General features: G+C 35.8%; 21 protein-coding genes and 1 other RNA gene. 18 read left to right on the forward strand and 4 right to left on the reverse strand.

Features of this window, described 5'->3' with window-relative positions; all coding sequences use genetic code 11:
• Positions 1–81 precede the first annotated feature (81 nt).
• On the reverse strand, positions 82–906 hold the full coding sequence (gene dapD, locus ACGH47_RS00570; RefSeq protein ID WP_411597185.1) for a 2,3,4,5-tetrahydropyridine-2,6-dicarboxylate N-succinyltransferase: 825 nt from the start codon (positions 904–906) through the stop codon (positions 82–84).
• A 222-nt stretch (positions 907–1,128) separates the two neighbouring features.
• Between dapD and ACGH47_RS00575 the strand changes: the two genes are divergently transcribed.
• From ACGH47_RS00575 to ACGH47_RS00590, 4 genes are read left to right on the forward strand one after another with little or no spacing between them, the layout of a single operon-like run.
• Positions 1,129–1,605, forward strand: a complete 477-nt coding sequence (locus ACGH47_RS00575; protein ID WP_411622363.1) for a prepilin-type N-terminal cleavage/methylation domain-containing protein — start codon at positions 1,129–1,131, stop codon at positions 1,603–1,605.
• Positions 1,599–2,159 carry a prepilin peptidase-dependent protein gene (locus ACGH47_RS00580; RefSeq protein WP_411622365.1) on the forward strand — a complete coding sequence of 187 codons (561 nt, stop codon included), beginning with the start codon at positions 1,599–1,601 and terminating at the stop codon, positions 2,157–2,159. The genes ACGH47_RS00575 and ACGH47_RS00580 overlap by 7 nt, the downstream gene beginning before the upstream one ends.
• Positions 2,146–2,577 carry a DUF2509 family protein gene (locus ACGH47_RS00585; RefSeq protein ID WP_267350541.1) on the forward strand — a complete coding sequence of 144 codons (432 nt, stop codon included), beginning with the start codon at positions 2,146–2,148 and terminating at the stop codon, positions 2,575–2,577. The genes ACGH47_RS00580 and ACGH47_RS00585 overlap by 14 nt, the downstream gene beginning before the upstream one ends.
• Positions 2,564–2,890, forward strand: coding sequence for a prepilin-type N-terminal cleavage/methylation domain-containing protein (locus ACGH47_RS00590; RefSeq protein WP_411622366.1), 327 nt, complete (start codon positions 2,564–2,566; stop codon positions 2,888–2,890). The genes ACGH47_RS00585 and ACGH47_RS00590 overlap by 14 nt, the downstream gene beginning before the upstream one ends.
• Positions 2,891–2,893: 3 nt before the next feature.
• Here ACGH47_RS00590 and ACGH47_RS00595 read toward each other — a convergent pair whose 3' ends face one another.
• Positions 2,894–3,649 carry an alpha/beta fold hydrolase gene (locus ACGH47_RS00595; protein ID WP_411622368.1) on the reverse strand — a complete coding sequence of 252 codons (756 nt, stop codon included), beginning with the start codon at positions 3,647–3,649 and terminating at the stop codon, positions 2,894–2,896.
• Between the two features lie 130 nt (positions 3,650–3,779).
• Between ACGH47_RS00595 and ACGH47_RS00600 the strand changes: the two genes are divergently transcribed.
• The 14 genes from ACGH47_RS00600 to ACGH47_RS00665 all read left to right on the forward strand — a co-directional run bounded on the left by ACGH47_RS00600 (position 3,780) and on the right by ACGH47_RS00665 (position 19,341).
• A complete protein-coding gene (locus ACGH47_RS00600) occupies positions 3,780–5,723 on the forward strand; it encodes an exoribonuclease II (protein ID WP_411622369.1) in 1,944 nt (647 codons plus the stop codon).
• A 228-nt stretch (positions 5,724–5,951) separates the two neighbouring features.
• Positions 5,952–6,188, forward strand: a complete 237-nt coding sequence (locus ACGH47_RS00605) for a YecH family metal-binding protein (RefSeq protein WP_065559551.1) — start codon at positions 5,952–5,954, stop codon at positions 6,186–6,188.
• 150 nt (positions 6,189–6,338) lie between these two features.
• Positions 6,339–7,004, forward strand: coding sequence for a hypothetical protein (locus tag ACGH47_RS00610; protein WP_411622371.1), 666 nt, complete (start codon positions 6,339–6,341; stop codon positions 7,002–7,004).
• 18 nt (positions 7,005–7,022) lie between these two features.
• Positions 7,023–8,585, forward strand: a complete 1,563-nt coding sequence (locus ACGH47_RS00615; RefSeq protein ID WP_267350551.1) for a glucan biosynthesis protein G — start codon at positions 7,023–7,025, stop codon at positions 8,583–8,585.
• Between the two features lie 10 nt (positions 8,586–8,595).
• Positions 8,596–10,953, forward strand: coding sequence for a glucans biosynthesis glucosyltransferase MdoH (mdoH, locus tag ACGH47_RS00620; RefSeq protein WP_411622372.1), 2,358 nt, complete (start codon positions 8,596–8,598; stop codon positions 10,951–10,953).
• 63 nt (positions 10,954–11,016) lie between these two features.
• Complete coding sequence (gene epmA, locus ACGH47_RS00625) at positions 11,017–11,991, forward strand: elongation factor P--(R)-beta-lysine ligase (protein ID WP_267361064.1); 975 nt, start codon at positions 11,017–11,019, stop codon at positions 11,989–11,991.
• A gap of 2 nt (positions 11,992–11,993) precedes the next feature.
• Positions 11,994–13,364, forward strand: coding sequence for a DNA recombination protein RmuC (gene rmuC / locus ACGH47_RS00630; RefSeq protein ID WP_411622374.1), 1,371 nt, complete (start codon positions 11,994–11,996; stop codon positions 13,362–13,364).
• Between the two features lie 126 nt (positions 13,365–13,490).
• Complete coding sequence (xseB, locus tag ACGH47_RS00635; RefSeq protein ID WP_267350558.1) at positions 13,491–13,736, forward strand: exodeoxyribonuclease VII small subunit; 246 nt, start codon at positions 13,491–13,493, stop codon at positions 13,734–13,736.
• Positions 13,726–14,598 carry a (2E,6E)-farnesyl diphosphate synthase gene (gene ispA / locus ACGH47_RS00640; protein WP_411597176.1) on the forward strand — a complete coding sequence of 291 codons (873 nt, stop codon included), beginning with the start codon at positions 13,726–13,728 and terminating at the stop codon, positions 14,596–14,598. Before xseB ends, ispA begins: the two co-directional genes overlap by 11 nt.
• A 15-nt stretch (positions 14,599–14,613) precedes the next feature.
• Positions 14,614–16,476 (forward strand): 1-deoxy-D-xylulose-5-phosphate synthase, encoded by a 1,863-nt coding sequence (gene dxs / locus ACGH47_RS00645; protein WP_411622618.1) that lies wholly within the window; start codon positions 14,614–14,616, stop codon positions 16,474–16,476.
• A gap of 7 nt (positions 16,477–16,483) precedes the next feature.
• The gene (gene zapA / locus ACGH47_RS00650; protein WP_065559560.1) at positions 16,484–16,777 is read left to right on the forward strand and encodes a cell division protein ZapA; all 294 of its coding nucleotides are present in this window, start codon (positions 16,484–16,486) and stop codon (positions 16,775–16,777) included.
• 56 nt (positions 16,778–16,833) lie between these two features.
• A non-coding RNA gene (gene ssrS / locus ACGH47_RS00655) (6S RNA) lies at positions 16,834–17,016 on the forward strand.
• A gap of 24 nt (positions 17,017–17,040) precedes the next feature.
• On the forward strand, positions 17,041–17,586 hold the full coding sequence (locus tag ACGH47_RS00660; protein WP_411590014.1) for a 5-formyltetrahydrofolate cyclo-ligase: 546 nt from the start codon (positions 17,041–17,043) through the stop codon (positions 17,584–17,586).
• A 294-nt stretch (positions 17,587–17,880) separates the two neighbouring features.
• Positions 17,881–19,341, forward strand: coding sequence for a catalase (locus ACGH47_RS00665; protein ID WP_267361072.1), 1,461 nt, complete (start codon positions 17,881–17,883; stop codon positions 19,339–19,341).
• A 269-nt stretch (positions 19,342–19,610) separates the two neighbouring features.
• Here ACGH47_RS00665 and rlmB read toward each other — a convergent pair whose 3' ends face one another.
• Positions 19,611–20,363, reverse strand: a complete 753-nt coding sequence (gene rlmB, locus ACGH47_RS00670) for a 23S rRNA (guanosine(2251)-2'-O)-methyltransferase RlmB (RefSeq protein WP_411622376.1) — start codon at positions 20,361–20,363, stop codon at positions 19,611–19,613.
• The gene (gene rnr, locus ACGH47_RS00675; protein ID WP_411622378.1) at positions 20,364–22,793 is read right to left on the reverse strand and encodes a ribonuclease R; all 2,430 of its coding nucleotides are present in this window, start codon (positions 22,791–22,793) and stop codon (positions 20,364–20,366) included.
• Positions 22,794–22,922: the final 129 nt, after the last annotated feature.

The following is a 22,922-nucleotide window of genomic DNA, read 5'->3' on the forward strand; positions in this document are numbered from 1 at the left end:
TAAAAATATAAATAGAATTCTAAGAAAAATACAAAGATATATGCCACTTAGTTAGTGGCATTTTTAAGTGTGATTAAAAAATTAATCGATAGTGCGAAGTAACTCATTGATACCCACTTTTCCTAAAGTTTTGGCATCCACTTTCTTAACAATAACGGCACAATAAAGGCTATATTTACCATCTTTAGTTGGTAAGTTACCGGAAACAACAACAGAACCTGCAGGCACACGACCATAATGAACTTCACCGGTTGCACGATCATAAATTTTGGTACTTTGCCCAATAAATACGCCCATTGAAATAACCGAACCTTCTTCAACTACCACGCCTTCTACAATTTCACTACGGGCACCGATAAAGCAGTTATCTTCAATAATCGTTGGATTTGCTTGTAATGGCTCTAAGACTCCACCAATACCTACACCACCAGACAAATGAACATTTTTACCAATTTGGGCACATGAACCAACTGTAACCCATGTATCAACCATTGTTCCTTCATCAACATAAGCACCAATATTAACATAAGATGGCATTAATACGGTGTTACGAGCGACATAAGCCCCTTTACGAGCAATGGCAGACGGAACAACACGAAAACCCTCTTGCGCAAATCTAGCTTCATCATAGTCAGCAAATTTTAACGGCACTTTATCGTAATAATTAGTTGGACCAGCATTGATCAACTGATTTTCGTTAATACGAAACGAGAGCAATACAGCTTTTTTCAACCATTGATGGGTGACCCACTCACCATTAATTTTTTCAGCGACACGCATTTTTCCGCTATCTAATAGATGAATACATTGATTAATTGCATCACGTGTAACAGCATCTACATTGGATGGTGTGATTTCCGCACGACGTTCAAATGCGGCGTCAATAATAGTTTGTAATTGTTGCATCTCTTGTTTCCTTTAACTTTTAAGTCCGTTGGCAAATTTAATCAGGATTGACAGTATAATATAATATCCGGCACTTTTTAAGCGGTTTGTCATATCATCTTAATACTGTTTAATAAAAAGGACATTAATTTGTGAAATGTGTTCCAATTTTGACAATAAAAAATCGTTATTTGAATGTCATTATTTACTATCATCATATCGCTAATTTAACCAATATGTATAATGCAAAATTCAGGATTTTCTTTATTAGAGTTGATCGTTGTTGTGGGCATTTGTGCCATATTTGCTTCCATTGGTGTAACACAATGGAAAACGTTACAACTTAAAGAAGAATTACTTACCACCACTAAACAATTAACGCATTTTTTTAACGAAGTGCAAATTAACGCATACACTTATAATCATACTTATCATTTCTATCTTTTTTCCTCGCCTTGGTGTTTAGTTGCCAGTAAAGGCGATAAACCCAATTCCTGTATGGAGAGTGAATTACGATATATTAAATCCAACAATTCGGTGGAAATAAGCGGTTTAACCAATAAAAAAATCATTTCCTTTTGGGGACGAAGAAACATGGCACAAACAGCTTCTTTAAAACTTCATAATCAGATAGGCGAAACAAAAATTTTTATCTCATTTCGAGGAAGGGTTCGCTTTTGTTATGAGCAAGGTTATCTATCCGATATGCCTCCATGTTAAAACAATCAGGATTTTCGCTATTTGAAGTATTAATCTGTTTAATGATAGCAAGTTTAATTTTGATTGGCACAAGTCAATGTTATCAACAACTCCAAATGCGGCTAAGTGATGATTATTTAAAATCACATTTACAACAAACAGTTCATCAAGCACTGGCTGGCTTATCTAAAGATATTAAGCGTGCTGGGTTTACGCATCATATTTCTACAGAAATAAAATTTAAACCCATTGAAATTAATGATCGACAAGATTGTATTGTTATTCGTTATGACAGTGGATTAGGTGATAATGGGAGTAGCAACTCTTTATATTCTACTTATTTTGATGTCTTTACTTTTCGCTATCACCAAAATAATCTTGAATACAAACACGCAGCCACAAAATGTGATGGTTTAAATTGGCAACGCCTGTTTGATCCAAATGATGTGAGTGTCACTCAATTTAGTATCAAGCAACGCAGTCAGACAATTGAAATAAAGTTAACTGCTGAATTAAAAAAACATGCTCATATTCAGTATCACCTTACCAAGATAATCAAAAATGAAAACAGGTAATCGTTTTGTTAATCAATCGGGATTTAGTGCTATTGTTATGGTGATTATTTTAATGATAATAGGCTTATCTTTATTGTTCGGATTTCATATTTTAGTTGCATCATGGCAAAAAATTGCCATGACAGAAAGACGATACTATCAACAATTTAATACCGCCAGTTCATCATTAAGTTGGGCAATAACGCAACGTTGGCAGCGCCCTAAACCCCATTGGCAATGCCAACATGAGCTAAATTTACAATTAAAAGTTTGTATTAAACAATCGAACTTGAGTCACGATAATGCCATTTTAGTACGAGGAGAAGCTAATGGGTTTTTTCTTTATACTTTAGCGCATTTAGACAATGGCAAACTCATCGTTCATAAAGGACAGTGGCTTGATTATTGCCCAGAGAAAAGAAGTCATGATTGTGAATAAACATGCTGGCGGTTTTAGTTTGATTGAAGTATTGATCGCCTCACTACTATTTTCAATCATTCTTCTTTGTTTTATGCAGTTGGAAAAAGCCTTATTTCATCAGCGCCATTACATTACCAACAAACTACATGCTGATCAGGTTATCTTCCAATTACTCGATAGCTATCCTGATATTGCCCAACATATTATTCCAACACATTGGACATACCTCGTACAAAATAAAACGTACAATAATCAATGTACACTGGTAATCATAACCGTTACTATACCTAATTATAATAAAAGTGAGCAACAACGATTATTTTGCCAATAACAATTAAATCTTATTTTCGATAAACTCATGCAATGCCATTAACACTTGAGCCGTTTTTTCAGCATGAACATTGTGACCGGCTCCTTCAATAGTTACAATTTTAGCCTGTGGAAATTGCGAAAACAGTGTATCCAAATATTGATCAGCTAAGTATGTTGAATTCCCACCACGAATAAATAAAATGGGTTTCATACTGGGCGCGTCTGCTTGCCAATCACTTAAATCAGAATAATTTTTAACAATAATGTTAGCATTAAATAGCCAGTGATCGTTTTTAAATGATTTTAATAAAAAATAGATAGTCGCTGTATTCACACCTTGTTGCTCCATAATATGCATAATCTGTTTTTTATCAGTAATATGCTGTGAACAACACTTTTCTAATGATTGAATAACATCAAAATTAGGCGACTGTAAATATTTTACGGGTGCAATATCCATGACGACAACTTTCTGAATAATTTCAGGCACAATTCGAATTAATTGCATTGCTACTTTTCCACCCATTGAATGGCCGACAATTATAAGATTTTTCAATTGTAATTCATGACAAAGCTCAGCAACATCATTAGCCATAGCGTCATAATTCATTTCATCTGACCACGGCGAAAGTCCGTGATTACGCAGATCGACCTGAATAGTTTGATAAAGCGGAGCAAAATCTTTTGCTAACATATTCAAATTATCCAAGCTACCAAACATACCATGCAAAAATAAAATAGGCTGTCCTTCGCCCTGAATTTTATAGTTTAGTTTCATATTTCCACTCTAATATTTATGTTTAAAATTTATTCAAATAGTTGATAATAATTTAGTGATTAATTCTGTAACAATATAAGCTATAAATGTGTTAGAATTCAGCACTTATTTTCATTATATATTAAGTCATATGTTTCAAAATAACCCATTACTCGCACAACTAAAGCAAGAGCTTCATCAACAAACGCCACGCATTGAAGGCACAGTCCGAGCCCATGAGAAAGGATTCGGTTTTTTAGACGTTGATAACAAAACCAGTTATTTTATACCAATGGCTAAAATGAAAACCGTTTGTCATGGCGACAAAGTTTCTGGAATCGTTGTCAAAAACAACGATAAAGAATTTTTTGAACCTGAAGTATTACTTGAAAGCGCATTAGAATCATTTATTGGAAGAATAGGTTTCCAAGACCGTTCAATGGTTATCTATCCAGAAAACATGCCTAGTAGTTTTTCGATCCCCTGCAAAGTAAATACTCAACTTCCACAAAAATTGAAAGAAAATGACTGGGTCGTTGCAACACTAATTTCACATCCTTTGAACGCAGACAAAAAAAAATTTGTTGCAGCCATTACCGATTTCATCGTTAAAGATGATTCAAAATACAAATTATGGCTTAAAACACTAGCACGTTATAATTTAGAAACAACAGTACCGCAAGCTGATACTTTATCGATTATTGAAAAAGAGCTTGAAAATCGTCAAGATTTAACTGACGTCTGTTTTTTTACCATAGATAGTGAAAACACTCAAGATATGGATGATGCGATTTCGGTTAATATGGATGAACAAGGTAATTTTAATCTTCATGTCGCCATTGCCGATCCCACAGCATTTGTCTTGAAAGATAGTGATATTGATAATATTGCAAAAATGAGGAATTTTACGACCTACCTTCCCGATTTCAATATCCCAATGTTACCTAAAGAGTTAGCCGATGATTTATGTTCTTTGCAAGCGAATGTAAAACGCCCGGCAATGGTCTGCAAGCTAAAACTTGATTCATCAGGGAATATCTTATTTGATAGCATCAGTTTCACCTCTGCTTGGATAGAATCGAAAGCCAAACTTGCTTATCACAATGTTTCTGACTTCTTGGAAAACAATGAGCAATTATCTTCAAGTCATTCATCTTTACCCGAACAACTTAATATTTTAGCCAATTTAGCTAAAGTCAGAATAAATTGGCGACAAGAAAATGCACTTGTTTTTAAGGATGTAACCGACTACCGTTTCGTACTTGATGAAAATCGCCAAGTTGAAGCTATTATAAAAGAACCGCGTCGCATCGCTAATCAAATTGTTGAAGAAGTCATGGTGATTGCAAACCAAGCATTAACCATGATGTTAAATGAAAACATTGGTTTTGGTATTTATAATATTCACACCGGTTTTGACACCAAATATCTGGATCAAATATTAAAAATTCTAGCCGACAACGGGATAACTGAGTTTGATAAAACGTCACTAACTTCGTTTGCAGGTTATATAAAACTTCGTCGCATCATTGATAATGATCCGTTTTTAGCCATGCGATTACGAAAATTCCAAAGTCCGGCTGATTTTTCAATTGAACCTCAACCTCATTTTGGATTGGGATTTGACGCTTATGCAACTTGGACATCACCAATTCGTAAATATGGCGATATGGTTAATCATCGTTTATTGAAAGCTTATATGCGCCAGGAAGCGTTAACACCACCGGATACAAATCAACTCAAAACCATGAATGAACGGCGAAAAATGTTAAGATTGGCAGAACGAGATATGGCCGAAAATCTATTTGCTCAATACTTATCAGATAAAATTGGTCAAACATACACAGCTGAAATTGTGGATATCAATCGTGGCGGTGCCAGAGTTCGTCTTACCGATATTGGTGCTTATGCTTTTTTACCTTTATCCATGCTACATTCTGTAAGGGAAGAAATCGTTTCATTACCCGATGAAGGCGTGATTAAAATAAACGATAACATCGGTTATAAACTCACAAATATTATCCCTGTTTCTATCTTTCAAGTAAAAAATGAAAATCAATCAATTATCGTTAAGTTAACAAATATTAATGAATAATTAAAAATATGATGCCTAGCAGATTAATGATAATTAATCTTTACCTAATGCTGTAATTATTTAGCATCAAGGCATCATATATTGACAATATCTTAACGATTAAATCCTTTTGTTTCGTGATAAGATCTGATATCTTTTCCAACCTTGTTAAAACATTGCTTTTATAAGATAAATGGGTTATAAAAGTGTCGTTGTTATAGCATTAATCGGTAACATCAAGAGGGATTTATGGTATCAATTCATGGTCATGAAGTTTTACAAATGATGGAAGGGAATAGCTACACAGAATTATCTCTACTGGCAGCTATTGAACAACGATTTGGAAAACATGCTAAATTTCATACTTGCTCTAAAACAGATATGAATGCATCTGAACTGATTGCTTTTTTGAAAGCGAAAGCAAAATTTTCACCTGTAACAAATACGCAATTTACAGTTAATATTCAGAAGATCTGTCACCACTAATGATAAAGTTGTAAGTTCTATCACATTTTTTACAAAAAAATACGTCGTTATAAAGTGTTATTATAAAAAAAAGTATATAATTTTTTTAATAATAGCTATATAGCATCCTATTGAATTATAACTCAAGAATAAGTTCATGGAATTTTATATATGAAAATAAGTAATATTTTAACATGTGCCATTGTTGCTATTCTTGTTTCAAGTTGCGCACTTCGATCTGATTTGTCACAGAAAAAAGCTGAAGGGAATACTGAAACAGATCAATTATTGGCTTTACAAAATAAAACTGAATATAACAATCCCTATGTTGTTAATGCAAAAAATCAACTAGCTCAATTAATTGGCAACAAAAATTTTAATAACTATGTTATTAAGCGAGGATTGCTAACGTGTAAAAATGATGATAATTCAGCCTTTTGTGTTTTAAATTTTTATTTGACTGAATATTATAAGCTGAAATCTGATCTGCAACTCAAAAAAATAACTGAAGAAAACGAAGCTGAGCGTCAAATTGAACTGAATAAAATCAAGGCATCTCGCAGCAATATCAAAAATTATTGTGATCTTTCTGCTGATTTTGTCTCGGCAATTTATACAAAAGATACAACCAAGATTGCCAACTACTATCAACCCTTATTTAAAATGTCTGAGCAAGATATGTCAGCACTCTATTCTAAAATCAATAAAGATAATTATGCTCACTTTTTGATTGACCAAAACCCAAGTATTATTTTAGAAATGAAAAACGATTATGTTGAAAAGTGTTTAGGCAATCCAAAAGATAATATTATTAATTATTTCAATATATTTAGATAAACCCAATGTGAGTATTTTATGCACAATTTATTGCCAAACAGCCAATTTTATAAAACAGTCACATGCAAAATATTTTGCGTGTGTGCTGTTTCGTTAATTAGCTTTTCTTCTTGGGCATTTTCGTATGAGGATGTGATAAACAAAGCTAAAGACTTGTCAAAAAAAGCTTATCAGCAACCATCCAAAAATATCCCGAGTGAACTTGCATCATTACAATTTGCAGACTATCAGAAAATTCAATTTAATCATCAAAAAGCTTATTGGAATGATGAAGATACTCGTTTTAAACTTGAGTTTTATCATGAAGGTATGTATTTCGATACCCCCGTTAAGATTAATGAGGTCGTCAATAATCACGCTCAAGAAATAAAATATGATCCTAGTTATTTTGACCTTAGTCAGATTCACTTAGATAAATTAGATACTAAAAATTTAGGCTTTGCGGGATTTAAAGTACATTATCCTATCAATTCGCCAACAAAAACCGATGATGAAGTTTTTACTGCACTCGGTGGTAGTTACTTTCGGGCAATAGGTAAAAACCAAATCTATGGTCTTTCAGCGAGAGGGCTTGCTATCGATACAGGTGAAATATCGGGAGAAGAGTTTCCTCGTTTTAAAGAATTTTGGATAGAAAGACCCGAACCGAATCAGAAACATTTAGTGATTTATGCGCTTCTTGATTCATCTAGTGTAACAGGTGCATACAAAATAACGTTAATCCCAAGTGTTGATACCACTGTCACGGTTGAAGCTAAAGTTTTCTTCCGTACATCAGTAAAAAAACTTGGTGTGGCACCTTTAACCAGTATGTTTTTATATGGGCCAAATCAACCTTCGCCAATTTTGAATTATCGCCCTGCTATGCATGATTCCAATGGGTTATCCATTTTAACCAACAATAATGAATGGATTTGGCGTCCGTTAAACAATCCTAAGCGTCTGTCGTTTTCATCTTATAGCTTGGAAAACCCTAAACAATTTGGCTTAATTCAACGTGATAATGGTTTTCAAGATTACCAAGACCTTGACGATCATTATGAGCAAAGACCAAGTGTTTGGACAGAAATTCTTGGCGATTGGCAAAAAGGTCGTGTGGAACTCGTTGAAATACCGACCGCCGATGAAACTAACGATAATATCGTAACGTTCTGGGTTCCGAAAAAACAGTACAATGCTGGTGATGTTCTTGATATTAGCTATCGATTACACTATACGTTAAATGATCAGCAACGTTATCCAAGTAATGTTGCCAGAGCAGTTAGTACGCGTTTATCGCTAGGCGATATCAAACAGGCAAATCTAATTCGTAAACTTGATGGTTCTAATGCTTACGTCATTGATTTTGCAGGACCTCAATTATCCAATAAAATACCTGTTAAGGTGATTTCAAGTATCACCAATGGATCGATTGTTAGCACAGACTCACAATATAATTCGGTCACGAAAGGATGGCGTGTCATTGTAAGGTTTAATGTTGAAGATAACAAAAAAGCCACTGATATTCGTATTCAATTAGCTTCTGAGAAAACTAACGAAATTTTATCCGAAACATGGAGTGGTCAATACCCTGCACAATAGTGATAATCCTATGAAAAATGATTACTTTTCACATCTTTCTGACGCCGATAACTGGTGTCAGAAATCAAATGAACAGGAAATGCCTTCTGATGATGTGGCATTTTTGAAGTATCGCTTGCATCAAATTAGTGATACTCGTGATTTTAATGATGACAGAAAGCAACAACCTACCTATCCAGACATTGAGCGTGTAGCAATCCAACCTCAAATTTGGAATAAACCTTTCAAAGCAAAATCCAAGCCAAATAGAAGTTTTATTGCCACAATTCGGCGTTTGATCATGTTTTTGTTGATTGCCATTCAAACTTATTTAGGCACAAATTATTTATCTTCTTTGCTACCCTATCAAAGTTGGGACAAAATTAATTTTATGGCTAATTGGCAGCTAAATCCTGAACTGGCAATATATAACGTGATTCCCTATATTATTCAAGGAATTATAATAGTCCTCTTTGCTATCTTGTTTTGTTGGATCTCAATTGGTTTTTGGACAAGTATTATGGGATTAATTTTAGCGGTCATAGGTAAAGATCGATTCACCATACCGATTCCAACTGATCCTGTATCCCATATTGACAATACGCATCGCACTGCTTTAGTTATGCCAATTTGTAATGAAGATGTGGCACGTGTTTTTGCCGGATTAGAAGCAACTTACCAATCACTCGTCGAAACCGGTCATGCCGCATGTTGTGACTTTTACATTTTAAGTGATACCAATGATCCCGATCTTTATGTTAATGAACTGAAAGCTTGGGCTGATTTCAACGCTAAAAAAGCCGATAACGGATGTCAAATTTTTTACCGTCACCGCAAACGCCGCGTAAAACGTAAAAGTGGTAACATCGATGATTTTTGTCGTCGTTGGGGTCATTTATATGAATATATGATGATTCTTGATGCAGACAGTATTATGACTGGCGATTGTATTTTAAAAATGATTGCCATGATGGAAATGACACCAAATGCAGGTATTTTGCAATCCCCTCCGAAGTCAGTCAGAATGAAAACACTCTATGGGCGTATTCAACAATTCGCTAATCAAATATATAGTGATATATTTTGTTCAGGTACTCACTTTTGGCAATTGGGTGAAGCACAATATTGGGGACATAATGCGATGATTCGTTTAAAACCTTTTATTGAACACTGTATTTTGTCGCCTTTACAAAAACGTAAAGGGCCTCTTCATATATTGTCACATGATCTTGTCGAAGCGACATTAATGCGACGGGCTGGTTATGGAGTTTGGATTGCTTATAATCTTAATGGTAGCTATGAAGAGCTTCCTGGCAACATGATTGAAGATCTTAAACGAGATAATCGCTGGTGTATGGGAAATCTAATCAATTTAAGATTAATCTTTAAAAGTGGAATTACCTTCACCCACCGCATTATGTTTTTGACCAGTGGTATGGCTTATATATCGTCACTTTTATGGTTGGTCTTTTTAATCTTTTCTACATTATTATTATTGGTATTTAACATTTCAGAACCACAATATTTTTACCAATCCAATCAATTTTATCCTACTTGGCCTAAATGGGATGAACAGTTAGCAATAAGACTATTATCGACAACGTTAATATTATTATTTGCGCCAAAATTTTTTAGCTACGGTATTATCATTGCCAAAACCAGAGCAAAAGACGTAGGTGGAATTTTTAAATTAACCTTATCTATCCTTATTGAAATGATATGGTCGATGATTTTAGCCCCTATCCGCATGATATTTCATAGTAAATTTGTGGTAAAAGCATGGTTGGGTAGTAAAATCCAGTGGAAATCCCCTTCACGAAATGATGACGCGTTAACATGGGGCGAGTCATTCTATTTTTGCTGGCCACTGTCAATATTAGGCATTATTTGGTTAGCGATAATAATTTGGCTCAACCCGCAATTTACCTATTGGTACATTGCAATCCTGATACCGTTAACTATTTCTCCATTGGTTATTCGTGTTTCGGGTCTTTCTAGTGTGGGAATCAAAGCTCAAAAAGCAGGTTTATTTTTAACCCCTGAAGAAACGCATCCAACTCGTGCCGTCACATTGACAGACGATTATTTACAACAAACCGAGGCTGCTTTTGTGCAACATGGCTTTATTATGGCACTTGTAGATCCGGTTTATAATGCGCTGGCATGTGCATTATCTACTTCACGTCATTTAGCGAATGAAAAAAATCAATTAGTACGTGACGAATTAGTTCATCACTATTTACACACAGATCTTGAAAAAATTACTAAAGAACAACAATTGGCAATTTTAGAAGATCCTTTCATCCTTTCTCAATTGCATCGCCATATTTGGCTGCAACAAGAAAAATACGACAATTTGTTCCAATTATGGCAAAATGAGCGTCAATAGTAATTTATAGGGCTTTAGCCCTATTTCTTTTTTTATGAATTATCAACCCTCATGGATTTTTTTATGACTTGGCAACCTTCTGCATCTATCACTAACCTTCTTAAGCGCGCAAAAATCGTTTCTCAAGTAAGACAATTCTTTGCTGACCGATGTATTTTAGAAGTTGAAACTCCAACTTTAAGCCAATATGCTGTCACGGATGTGCATTTAAGTTCCTTTGATACCACTTTTTATAAACCAGGCGAATTTGAACTATCTCAAGGACAAAAAATGACGCTCATTACCAGTCCTGAATACCATATGAAACGCTTACTGGCTGCGGGCAGTGGTCCTATTTATCAAATCTGTAAATCCTTTCGTAATCATGAAGAAGTGAGTCGAATTCACAATCCCGAGTTTACTATGCTTGAATGGTATCGAATTCAATTTGATATGATGCAAATGATCAACGAAGTCGACGATCTATTACAATACGTCTTAGATTGTGAGCCAGCTGAAAGAATTTCATACCAAAAAGCTTTTCAACGTCATTTAAATATCGACCCGCTCGAAGCAGATCACCAAACATTAATTACTGCTGCAAATCAACTCAACATGGGTATTAAAACTGAAGATTATGATCGAGATTCATTATTACAGTGCTTGTTTACCTTAGGCGTTGAACCGCATATCGGGAAAGATAGACCCATAGCTGTCTTTAATTTTCCTGCTTCTCAAGCAGCATTAGCCACTATCAGTTCCGAAGATCATCGTGTTGCAAGTCGTTTTGAGTTCTATTATAAAGGTGTAGAACTTGCCAATGGATTTAAAGAACTGACAAATGCGCAAGAACAAAAGCTACGATTTGAACAAAATAATCTGGATCGCACCAAATTAAACTTACCACAACAAAATATTGATGTTGAATTATTAGCAGCAATGGAAGCAGGATTGCCTGATTGTGCAGGTGTTGCGGTAGGATTAGATCGCCTAATCATGCTAGCGCTTGAGTCACAAAGCTTAGCGGATGTGGTATCATTTACTTTTGAAAGGGCTTAATTATGCTTGCTGCGTTGGGATTAATTGATTGGATTGCAATTATTTTTTGTTGTGTATCCTTAATTTTATTGATAATCGTTTTTAAGTACCAATTTACCAGCCATAATCTCAAACAATTATTTGATATTCAATTGTCACAGAAAAAAGAGGAATTGCAGACTCTTGTCAAACAAGTCATGCAGTTAGAAAATGAACTTAATGCGTATCGACAACAACACGTTGCTCAAAATATGAAAATTAGCGAACTGAAAACTCGCTTAGAAGAAACGCTTAATTCTGCGCATGAACGTCAAACTATTCTTGAACAAAGCGAGCAACGTCTTACAACCCAATTTGAAAACTTAGCTAACCGCATATTTGAACACAGTGGTAAAAAAATTGAACAACAAAATAAACAAAGTTTAGATTTTTTATTGTCACCACTTAAAGAGCAGTTAGAAGGCTTTAAAAAACAAGTTCAAGATAGTTTTGGTCAAGAAGCGAAAGAGCGTCATACACTGACACACGAAATTCGTAATTTGCAGCAACTCAATGAGCTTATGACTAAAGAAGCGATTAATCTTACCAATGCCTTAAAAGGAAATAATAAAACTCAAGGAAATTGGGGTGAATTTATCCTCAGTCAAATTTTGGATAATTCTGGATTACGTTTAGGTTATGAATATGAAACACAAGTAAATCTAACCAATGACGATAATCGACGATTACAGCCTGATGTCATTGTACATTTACCTCAAGGTGGTGATGTTGTGATTGATTCAAAAGTCACCCTTGTTGCTTATGAGCGCTATTTTAATGGCGAAGATGAGGTCATCAAAGCTAAAGCCATGTCAGACCACTTGATAGCAGTCCGTAATCATCTTAAACAACTTAGCCAAAAAGACTATCATAAACTTATCGGCATTAATTCGTTAGATTATATTCTGATGTTTATTCCCGTCGAACCCGCTTTTTTATGTGCCATAGATCAGGATCCCTCATTAATCAATGAGGCACTAAAAAATAATATTATGATAGTCAGTCCAACCACGCTTTTAGTGGCACTGCGAACTATTCATAATCTATGGCGATTTGAATATCAAAATCGCAATGCAGAATTAATTGCCGATAGAGCAAGTAAGCTTTATGATAAAGTCCGTGGTTTTGTTGAGGATATGGAAAATTTGGGTAACTGTTTAGATAAAGCACAACAAACATTTCAAAATTCAATGAATAAATTGGCTAAAGGACGAGGTAACGTCATTGGTCAAATTGAAAAATTTCGGGAATTAGGTGTTGAAGTTAAAAAACCGATCGATCCTGATCTTGCTTTAGTGTCACTAGATGAATTGGAGCAGAAACAAGAGACTATTTCAAATAATCACGGTAACTAGGTATTGTATTGATAATGAAGAACGTCAGGCATTGAAGATCGCTAAATTCTAGAATATACAGATAAAGTGTCATTCACCATTCTTAAAATAACGTGTATACTCACTGAGTAAAAAGAGGATTACCTTATGCCCAAAAAAACGACTAAAGAACCGAGTTTTGAAGAAACACTGAAACAGCTTGAAACTATCGTCACACATTTAGAAAATGGTGACCTCCCCCTAGATGAAGCATTGAATGAATTTGAAAAAGGGGTCAAGCTTGCCAGAGCGGGTCAAAAACAGTTAAAACAAGCGGAGCAACGGATACAAATTTTATTATCTGAAAATAGTGAAGCTGAATTGTCAGATTTTTTAGTGGATGATGATGAATAACTTAAAAACGTTGCAAGATCGTATTGATGCTTTTTTAACATCGTATTTATCAGAAAAATCGGCATCGACTTTGCAACAAGCTATGAGTTACAGTTTACTTGCTGGTGGTAAGCGAATACGCCCTATTTTAGTCTATTTAACAGGTCAAATGTTTGGTTGTCCACTTGCTAATTTGGACGAACCGGCAGCCGCAATTGAATCGATCCATACCTATTCGCTTATTCATGATGACCTACCTGCTATGGATAATGATGATTTACGGCGAGGTAAACCTACTTGCCATATTCAATTTAATGAAGCACAGGCTATCTTAGCCGGAGACGCATTACAATCATTAGCATTTACATTATTAGCTGAAAGCCAATTCATCGATGATCAAGCCAAAATTAGAATGATAACCGAACTGGCACAAGCAAGTGGTTTAGATGGGATGTGTTTAGGACAATCACTTGATTTACAAGCTGAACACCAATCGATATCACTTGAGCATTTACAAAAAATTCACTGCTACAAAACTGGCGCTTTGATAAAAGCAGCGATACGCTTAGGCGCCTATGCGAGCGGTAATCAAGCTATCCCTTATTATGCTAATTTAGATCATTATGCAAAGGCAATTGGACTTGCTTTTCAAATTCAAGATGACATTTTAGATATTATTGGCGAACAAGCCATTATGGGAAAACCACAAGGTTCGGATATTGCGCATGAAAAAAGCACTTATCCGGCCTTAATGGGATTAAAAAATGCGCAACAGTTGACACAACAACTTTATCAACAAGCTATCGATAGTGTGAAGCAAATACCTTATAATAGTAAGCCATTACAAGACCTTGCTAGTTATATTATTAATCGTAATAGTTAACACACTCACTCAATAATAAAGATGAATTTAGATAATTATCCGCTATTAAAACAAATTAACTCTCCAACCGATCTTAGGCGCTATCCGCTTTCGCAATTATCTGCGATTTGTCGTGAGCTTAGGCAATTTTTGTTAACTAGTGTAAGTCAATCCAGTGGACATTTAGCTTCCGGTCTTGGCGTAGTTGAATTAACGGTCGCCCTCCATTACGTTTATCATACGCCATTCGATAAAATTATTTGGGATGTTGGACATCAAGCCTATCCACATAAAATTTTAACGGGTCGCCGTGATCAGATGCTGACTATTCGCCAAAAAGACGGCATACATTCTTTTCCACATCGAGAAGAAAGCGAATATGACGTATTAACTACAGGACATTCTTCAACTTCAATCAGTGCGGCATTGGGTATTGCCATTAGTGAACAAAAAAAACAATCAGGTCAAAAAGTTGCAGCCATTATCGGAGACGGTGCATTAACAGCAGGCATGGCATTTGAAGCAATGAATCATACAGGTCATATCAAACCCGATATGTTAGTGATTATAAATGATAATGATATGTCCATTTCTGAAAATACCGGAGCATTAAATCAACATTTAACGCAAATTTTATCCAGTAAGGCCTATACTTCTTTTCGAGAAAGTGGCAAACGTGTTCTTTCCAATATTCCACCATTAAAAGAGTTAGTTAAAAAAACAGAAGAACATTTAAAAGGTTTAATCACTCCTGCCATTTTATTTGAAGAACTGGGTTTTAATTACATTGGCCCCATTGATGGACATGATATTGAAAATTTAGTCTCCACATTACAAAGAGTGCGACAATTAAAAGGTCCTCAGTTATTGCATGTCATTACACAGAAAGGGAAAGGCTATGAGCCTGCTGAAAAGAACCCGACACTCTGGCATGGTGTACCAAAGTTTGATCCTATTGATGGAACTTTCCCGTTAGATAAAAAAATTGCACCCACCTATTCGCAAGTTTTTGGTGAATGGCTGTGTGAAATGGCAGAAAAGGACGAGCGATTGATCGCTATTACCCCCGCAATGAGTGAAGGTTCTGGTATGACTGAATTTGCTAAACGTTATCCCAACCAGTTTTATGATGTGGCTATTGCTGAGCAACATGCGGTAACGTTAGCGGCAGGTTTTGCTATTAGTGACTTTAAACCGATTGTGGCAATCTATTCTACTTTTTTACAACGTGCTTATGATCAAGTTATTCATGATATTGCAATACAAAATCTGCCTGTTTTGTTTGCAATAGATCGCGCGGGGATCGTGGGTGCAGATGGAGAAACCCATCAAGGGGCATTTGATTTAAGTTTTTTAAGATGTATACCAAATCTAGTTATCATGACACCAAGTGATGAAAATGAATGTCGTCAAATGCTATATACTGGCTATCTTCATCAAGGGCCTGCAGCGGTACGTTATCCTCGAGGAGAAGGAACAGGAACACCGCTAGCACCTTTAAATGCCATTCCATTAGGTCAATCTAAGGTATGCCGAGAAGGCGAAAAAATAGCTTTACTCAATTTTGGCACATTACTCCCTGAAGTTTTACAAGCTGCCGAGCAAATTAATGCTACAGTTATTGATATGCGCTTTGTAAAACCATTAGATGAGAAAGTACTTTTGCAGATTAGCCAAACCCATAATATACTAGTCACAATAGAAGAAAATAGTATTAAAGGCGGAGCAGGAAGTAGCATCAATGAATTCCTGTTATCGAAAAAAATAAAATGTGATATTTTAAACATTGGATTACCTGACAGGTTTATTCCACAAGGATCACAAAGTGAAATTAGGGCTGAAATGGGATTAAACTCAGAACATATTATCGATAAAATCAATAAATTTATAAATCAATAGGTAAAATATGGAAACTCAAGCTGTCACTATTCAAATTTTTGGACGAACGTTAAAATTTAATTGTCCAGTTGATGAAGTGGACGCCCTCAATAATGCTGCGAGAGATCTCGATCTACGCTTGACAAATTTACGTGAAAAATCACCACAAGTTGGAAGTGATCAACTAATTATGACGGCTGCACTGAATATCTCTTACGAACTGACTAAAGAAAAAGAAAAGAGTGATCAGTTTAGTGGTCGCTTAAAATTATTACAACAGTTACTTGATTCGGCTTTAAACTCTAACAATGAATCACTCTAATTGTAAATTTAATAAAAATACTATTGTATGATTTTTCAAATTTTGTATTATGTTACCCATCTCTGGGATGTTCGCGATTAAGGGTTAGTCCCCTGAGCCGATATTCTTTACTTTAGAATGATGTGACTTTTAATTGGTGTGTATGCCTTAATGTTAAGGAAACCTAAAAATTAAAACACGTTGTTCACCTTGAACCTTGGGTTCAAGGGTTACGACCCTAACGACATCTTGGAGTTTTCCTTTTCTTCATAAGTGATAACTTAATGAACATCCGACAGATTATTCGCCAAAAAAGGCGTCAATTATCGCCTCATGAACGTCAAATTGCCCAGCAACAAGTTTACCAAAAAATTGCTGATCATACTGCCGTTGGACAAGCCAAGAATATCGCAATATTTCTCTCTTTTGATGGCGAAATTGAAACTAAACCTATTATTGAATATTTATGGCAGCAAAATAAAGCTGTCTATTTACCGATAATTCATCCTTTTGTGTCCACTCACTTACTTTTTATTCAATACACGCCTAACAGTCAATTAATCAAAAATAAGTATGGTATTTTAGAACCCGCTTTAAATGTATTAAATGTCATTCCCCATCAAAAATTAGATATTGTTTTCACTCCTTTAGTTGCATTCGATGATCGAGGTTATCGTTTAGGAATGGGCGGCGGATTTTATGATCGTTTGCTAGCTAATTATAAAGCAGACCAAATTTTACCTATAGGTTTAGGTTTTGCCTGCCAAAAAGTTCAGCAACTAAGCAACCAACCTTGGGATATCCAATTACCTCAAATCATTTATGCCTGAATCACCTTTACAATTATATTAAAAAAAGTGATTGAAATTTGTATCATTTAAAATTGAATAGTTGTATACTTATTTACGCTTCATTTCTTAACTTTGTTTTTTTAAACAATGGCTATTCAAAAGTAATAATTTGTAAATTACAATCTTTCTTTTTACAGTATGTTATTCATCCTTTTAGTTCTTTTTTTGTTTTGTATTATTGTTTCATACTCAAGTCTTAGGGAATAAATATTCTAACTCATGGTGGAATTTTATTTCTTAAGACTTTTTTTTATAATAAAAAGGAGTGTAGCAATGTCAGAAAAAAAAGCCTTAACCACCAACAATGGAGCTCCAATAGCCGATAATCAAAATTCCCGTACCGCAGGTCCTCGAGGCCCTGTATTAATTGATGATTATCAGCTTATTGAGAAACTTGCACAATTTAATCGTGAGAACATTCCTGAAAGACGTGTACATGCTAAGGGTTCGGGTGCACATGGTACATTTACCGTGACTAATGATATCACTCAATATACTTATGCCAGTATTTTTGCCAAAGTAGGCAAACAAACTCCTGTGTTTGCCCGATTTTCAACTGTTGGCGGTGAACGAGGTTCATCCGATACAGCCCGTGATCCTAGAGGATTTTCTGTAAAATTTTATACCGATCAGGGAAACTGGGATATTGTAGGTAACAATACACCGGTATTTTTTATACGTGATGCCCTCAAATTCCCGGATTTTATTCACACTCAAAAACGTGATCCTAAAACCAACTTAAAAGATCCGCAAATGATGTGGGATTTTTGGTCTTTGTCACCGGAGTCACTTCATCAAGTTACCATTTTGTTCTCTGACCGTGGTATTCCTGACGGCTTTAGACATATGCATGGTTTTGGTAGTCATACTTACAGTATTATTAATAAAGATAATGTTCGGACTTGGGTTAAATGGCATTTTAGAACGGAACAAGGTATTAAAAATATCCATCCTAAAAAAGCAGCCGAATTAGATGGTAGTAATCCCGACTCAGCACAAGAAGACTTATTTAATGCAATTGAACGCGGTGACTATCCTAAATGGCGCCTTTACATGCAGGTAATGACTGAAGAACAAGCCAATCATCATCCTGAAAACCCTTTTGATGTGACAAAAGTGTGGTCACAAAAACAGTATCCATTAATTGAAGTGGGCGTAATGGAACTTAATCGTAATCCAGAAAACTATTTTGCTGAAGTTGAACAAGCCGCATTTGAACCAAGTAATGTCGTGCCTGGAACGGGGTTATCGCCAGATAAGATGTTACAAGGGCGAATTTTTGCTTATGCCGATGCACATCGTTATCGTATAGGCACAAACTACCAACAATTACCGATCAATGCGCCGAAATGTCCGGTACACAATTATCAACGTGATGGAGCTATGCGCTTTTATACACCAGATAATGCGCCTAATTATGAGCCAAATAGTGTTGATAGCGCACCTAAACAACAACCACAATATGCTGAGCCACCGATGCATGTGCCTGCTGGTACAATGGATAGACATGATCATCGTGTTGACGATGATTACTATTCACAGCCACGCGCATTATTCAATTTAATGCGTCCTGATCAAAAACAGCTCCTAATTGATAATATTGTCGGTTCAATGAAAAACGTTGATCGTGATATCCAAATTAGACAGCTTAAACACTTTTATAAAGTCCACCCTGATTATGGTTCTGGTGTTGCCAATGGGTTAGGAATTGAAATCGATCTTATCAAAAGTTAGTTCACCATATAACCACAGTGCCGACTTTGCTTAATCGGCACTGTATGGTTAATAAATTTAGCGCTAAGTTAAATAAACAGGATATTTATTTGTATTTACTCTTATTTTGGCTGGTGAACAGGACTTAACCCTATTGTTGAAAATTCATAGATAAATATAAAACTGTTTTGATGGTTATTTGGAAGAATTTCTTGAGAAAACAATCAAATATTGTTTTATTTACAGCTTGGTTAGTGGTTTAACTAAACCAAGCTTATTGTCCTTTTTAACTACTTATTTTTTTGTCTGACTATCTCAAATAAGCAAATGCCCGTTGCCACCGAGACATTAAGCGAAGACACAATTCCCGCCATTGGAATACTGACCAATTCATCACAATGTTCTTTGGTTAAACGTCGCATGCCTTCCCCTTCTGCGCCCATAACCAGAGCCAGTGGAATACTTGTTGATGATTTGTAAAAGTCGGTTTGATAAAGTGTACGTTCTGCTTCTCCAGCCGTGCCCACAATCCACACATGATACTCATCTTTTAACATTCGCATGGTACGAGCTAAATTGGTTACCCGAACAACAGGGATACTTTCAGCGGCTCCACAAGCCACTTTTTGTGCCGTCGAATTAAGCGGAGCCGAACGATCTTTCGGGACAATAATAAAATTAACCCCTGCGGCGTCTGCTGTTCTGATGCAGGCACCAAGATTATGTGGATCTGTTACGCCATCTAAAATCAGAATAACGGGATTGGGTTGCTGTTCAACTAGTAATGGAATGTCATTTTCTTGATAGGTACGACAGGGTTTTACTATTGCTAAAATACCTTGATGTACACCATTTTTAGATTTGTCATCTAACCACTGGCGATGGGTTATTTTCACGATTAAACCAAGTTGTTCTATTTCATGCACAAGACTATTAAGACGTTTATCTTCCCGCCCTTTGGCGATGTAAACCTCAATAATTCTTTCAGGGGCACGTGTTAAAAGTGCTTCTATAGCATGGATACCGTAAACTGTTTCACTCATCTATTTTTTACTCTTTACTTTCTTACTTTTAGCCGTTTTACTTGTTGATGTCGATGCGATTTGAACCGCATTTTTATCTACCTTTTTGCGCTTTCCTTTATTTTTATTTGTCGCTTTCACCTTTTTTCTAACGCTGCCACTCACTACTTGTTTTTTGCTTTTACGCTTTTTAGCCGGTGCAATATCGTTATTATTTTTATCATTTAGCTGTTTAGCCTTAGTTTTTGCGGTTTTACCATGACGCTTAGGCTTATTATTACTACTGACCAAGGCAAAATCAATTTTTCTTTCTTCAGGATTAACATTTTCTACTTTAACGCTAACTTTATCACCTAAACGGTAACTGTAATGGGTATTTTCACCAATTAAACGATTTCGAGATGCGTCATATATATAATAATCATTTTCAAGCGATGAAACATGTACCAAACCGTCTATAAACAGATCATCTAATCTGACAAAAAACCCGAAGTTCACAACACTTGATATGGTACCATTAAAGACTTCACCCACATGATCTTGCATATAATCGCACTTGAGCCAATCAACCACATCACGCACTGCCTCATCGGCTCGACGTTCAGTCAGTGAACAATGTTCGCCAAAATAGAGCATTTCGTTAATGGTATAACGATGCCCGCCTGTCTTACTGGTTTTATGCTGTTCATTGGCTAATATCCACTTAATAGTTCGATGTAACAGTAAATCAGGGTAACGTCGAATTGGCGAGGTAAAATGACCATACTCTTCAAGTGCAAGCCCAAAATGACCCCGATTTTCTGGATCATAAATCGCTTGTTTCATCGAACGTAAAATAACTGTCTGTAACATATCACTATCAATACGATCTTCAATCGCTAGCATCAACTCGGCAATATCTTTTGATTTTGGGTTAACACCGCCACCTAACGATAATCCTAGTTCTTGTAAGATGCTACGTAAGTTATTCATTCGCTCTTCATCAGGACGATCATGAACACGAAACAAAGCAGGTACGTCCGCTTCAATCACCAGTTTTGCTGCTGCAACATTAGCTAAAATCATACACTCTTCAATAATTTTATGTGCATCATTACGTTGTGCTAACTCAATACTTTCGATCCGTTTATCGGCATTGAAAATGAATTTCGGTTCTTCCGATTCAAAACCAATCGCTCCACGAGCAATTCGTGACTTATCCAATATTTTGTATAAGCCATATAGGTTTTCTAAATGTGGCATTAAATCATGGTAATGTTGACGTAGTTCTTTATCACCGTCTAAAATTTTTGCAACTTTCGTGTAAGTCAATCTGGCATGTGAATTCATCACAGCGTCGTAAAATTGATAACCAGTCAAACGGCCTTTGTTTGATACGGTCATTTCACAAACTAAACATAGTCTATCTACCTGTGGATTAAGCGAACAAAGACCATTTGATAACGCTTCTGGCAACATCGGCACGACACGAGAAGGAAAATACACCGATGTACCGCGTAAGCAGGCTTCTTTATCTAGTGCTTTATCGGGTCTGACGTAATAACTGACATCAGCTATTGCCACCCATAATCGGTAACCTCCACCACGATTTTTTTGGCAATACACGGCATCATCAAAATCACGTGCATCTTCACCATCAATGGTAACTAAGGGTAGATCCCGTAAATCTTTACGCCCTTTTTTGGCTTTTTCGGGCACTTCATCACCGAATTTATTCACCTCTTTTTCAACAGCTTTAGGAAATTCATATGGGATTTCATGATTACGAAGGGCAATATCTATGGCTAAGTTAGTCCCCATGTTTTCACCAAGGACTTCTTTAATGACACCGACTGCTTTTTGACGACGTTCTGGGCGTTGTTGTAACTCAACAACGACGACCGTTCCCATGCGTACTGTGCGTTTCGGTTTACCAGTGATTAAAATATCAAAATTTAAGCGACTATCATCAGGCACCACAAATCCAACGCCTTGTTCAATAAAGTAACGACCAACAATTAAATTACTGCGAGGCTCTAAAATACGCACAACACGTGCTTCTGTTTTTCCACGATATTGATTACTCAGTGGTTGGGCTAAAATCACATCACCTTGTAAGACTTTTTTCATCTGTTCTGGCGATAAAAAGTAATCTTCAGGGTTTCCTTCAACACGTAAAAAGCCAAAACCATCACGATGTGCAATCACCTTCCCCTTAATCATATCTAACTTTTCAGGCAGTGCATAACATTTACGGCGTGTAAACACAACTTGACCATCGCGTTCCATTGCACGTAAGCGGCGATGTAGTGCTTCTTTTTGTTCTTCAGTTTTAATGGAAACGGCTTGGGCAATTTTTTCTAAATTAGCAGGCTTCGCCTCTTTGGTTAGGTAATCTAATATTAATTCGCGACTGGCTATCGGTGAATCATATTTCTGCGCTTCTCGTTCATAGAATGGATCGTTTATCATAAGGAATATCCAGAGATCATATTTAATTGGTAGCATAACATAGAGTTATGTAACTTAAAATAAACATTCCTTTTTACTACTAATCTTTATCGATATAATTTACATAGCTAAACAAAACTGAATTATTAA

The sequence above is a fragment of the Gilliamella sp. CG16 genome (assembly GCF_046635785.1).
Lineage (GTDB): Bacteria > Pseudomonadota > Gammaproteobacteria > Enterobacterales > Orbaceae > Gilliamella > Gilliamella apicola_I.

Coding starts and splice junctions, on each gene's coding strand:
- dapD (WP_411597185.1), bottom strand. CDS start 906: ATGCAACAATTACAAACTATTATTGACGCCGCATTTGAACGTCGTGCG.
- ACGH47_RS00575 (WP_411622363.1), top strand. CDS start 1,129: ATGCAAAATTCAGGATTTTCTTTATTAGAGTTGATCGTTGTTGTGGGC.
- ACGH47_RS00580 (WP_411622365.1), top strand. CDS start 1,599: ATGTTAAAACAATCAGGATTTTCGCTATTTGAAGTATTAATCTGTTTA.
- ACGH47_RS00585 (WP_267350541.1), top strand. CDS start 2,146: ATGAAAACAGGTAATCGTTTTGTTAATCAATCGGGATTTAGTGCTATT.
- ACGH47_RS00590 (WP_411622366.1), top strand. CDS start 2,564: ATGATTGTGAATAAACATGCTGGCGGTTTTAGTTTGATTGAAGTATTG.
- ACGH47_RS00595 (WP_411622368.1), bottom strand. CDS start 3,649: ATGAAACTAAACTATAAAATTCAGGGCGAAGGACAGCCTATTTTATTT.
- ACGH47_RS00600 (WP_411622369.1), top strand. CDS start 3,780: ATGTTTCAAAATAACCCATTACTCGCACAACTAAAGCAAGAGCTTCAT.
- ACGH47_RS00605 (WP_065559551.1), top strand. CDS start 5,952: ATGGTATCAATTCATGGTCATGAAGTTTTACAAATGATGGAAGGGAAT.
- ACGH47_RS00610 (WP_411622371.1), top strand. CDS start 6,339: ATGAAAATAAGTAATATTTTAACATGTGCCATTGTTGCTATTCTTGTT.
- ACGH47_RS00615 (WP_267350551.1), top strand. CDS start 7,023: ATGCACAATTTATTGCCAAACAGCCAATTTTATAAAACAGTCACATGC.
- mdoH (WP_411622372.1), top strand. CDS start 8,596: ATGAAAAATGATTACTTTTCACATCTTTCTGACGCCGATAACTGGTGT.
- epmA (WP_267361064.1), top strand. CDS start 11,017: ATGACTTGGCAACCTTCTGCATCTATCACTAACCTTCTTAAGCGCGCA.
- rmuC (WP_411622374.1), top strand. CDS start 11,994: ATGCTTGCTGCGTTGGGATTAATTGATTGGATTGCAATTATTTTTTGT.
- xseB (WP_267350558.1), top strand. CDS start 13,491: ATGCCCAAAAAAACGACTAAAGAACCGAGTTTTGAAGAAACACTGAAA.
- ispA (WP_411597176.1), top strand. CDS start 13,726: ATGATGAATAACTTAAAAACGTTGCAAGATCGTATTGATGCTTTTTTA.
- zapA (WP_065559560.1), top strand. CDS start 16,484: ATGGAAACTCAAGCTGTCACTATTCAAATTTTTGGACGAACGTTAAAA.
- ACGH47_RS00660 (WP_411590014.1), top strand. CDS start 17,041: ATGAACATCCGACAGATTATTCGCCAAAAAAGGCGTCAATTATCGCCT.
- ACGH47_RS00665 (WP_267361072.1), top strand. CDS start 17,881: ATGTCAGAAAAAAAAGCCTTAACCACCAACAATGGAGCTCCAATAGCC.
- rlmB (WP_411622376.1), bottom strand. CDS start 20,363: ATGAGTGAAACAGTTTACGGTATCCATGCTATAGAAGCACTTTTAACA.
- rnr (WP_411622378.1), bottom strand. CDS start 22,793: ATGATAAACGATCCATTCTATGAACGAGAAGCGCAGAAATATGATTCA.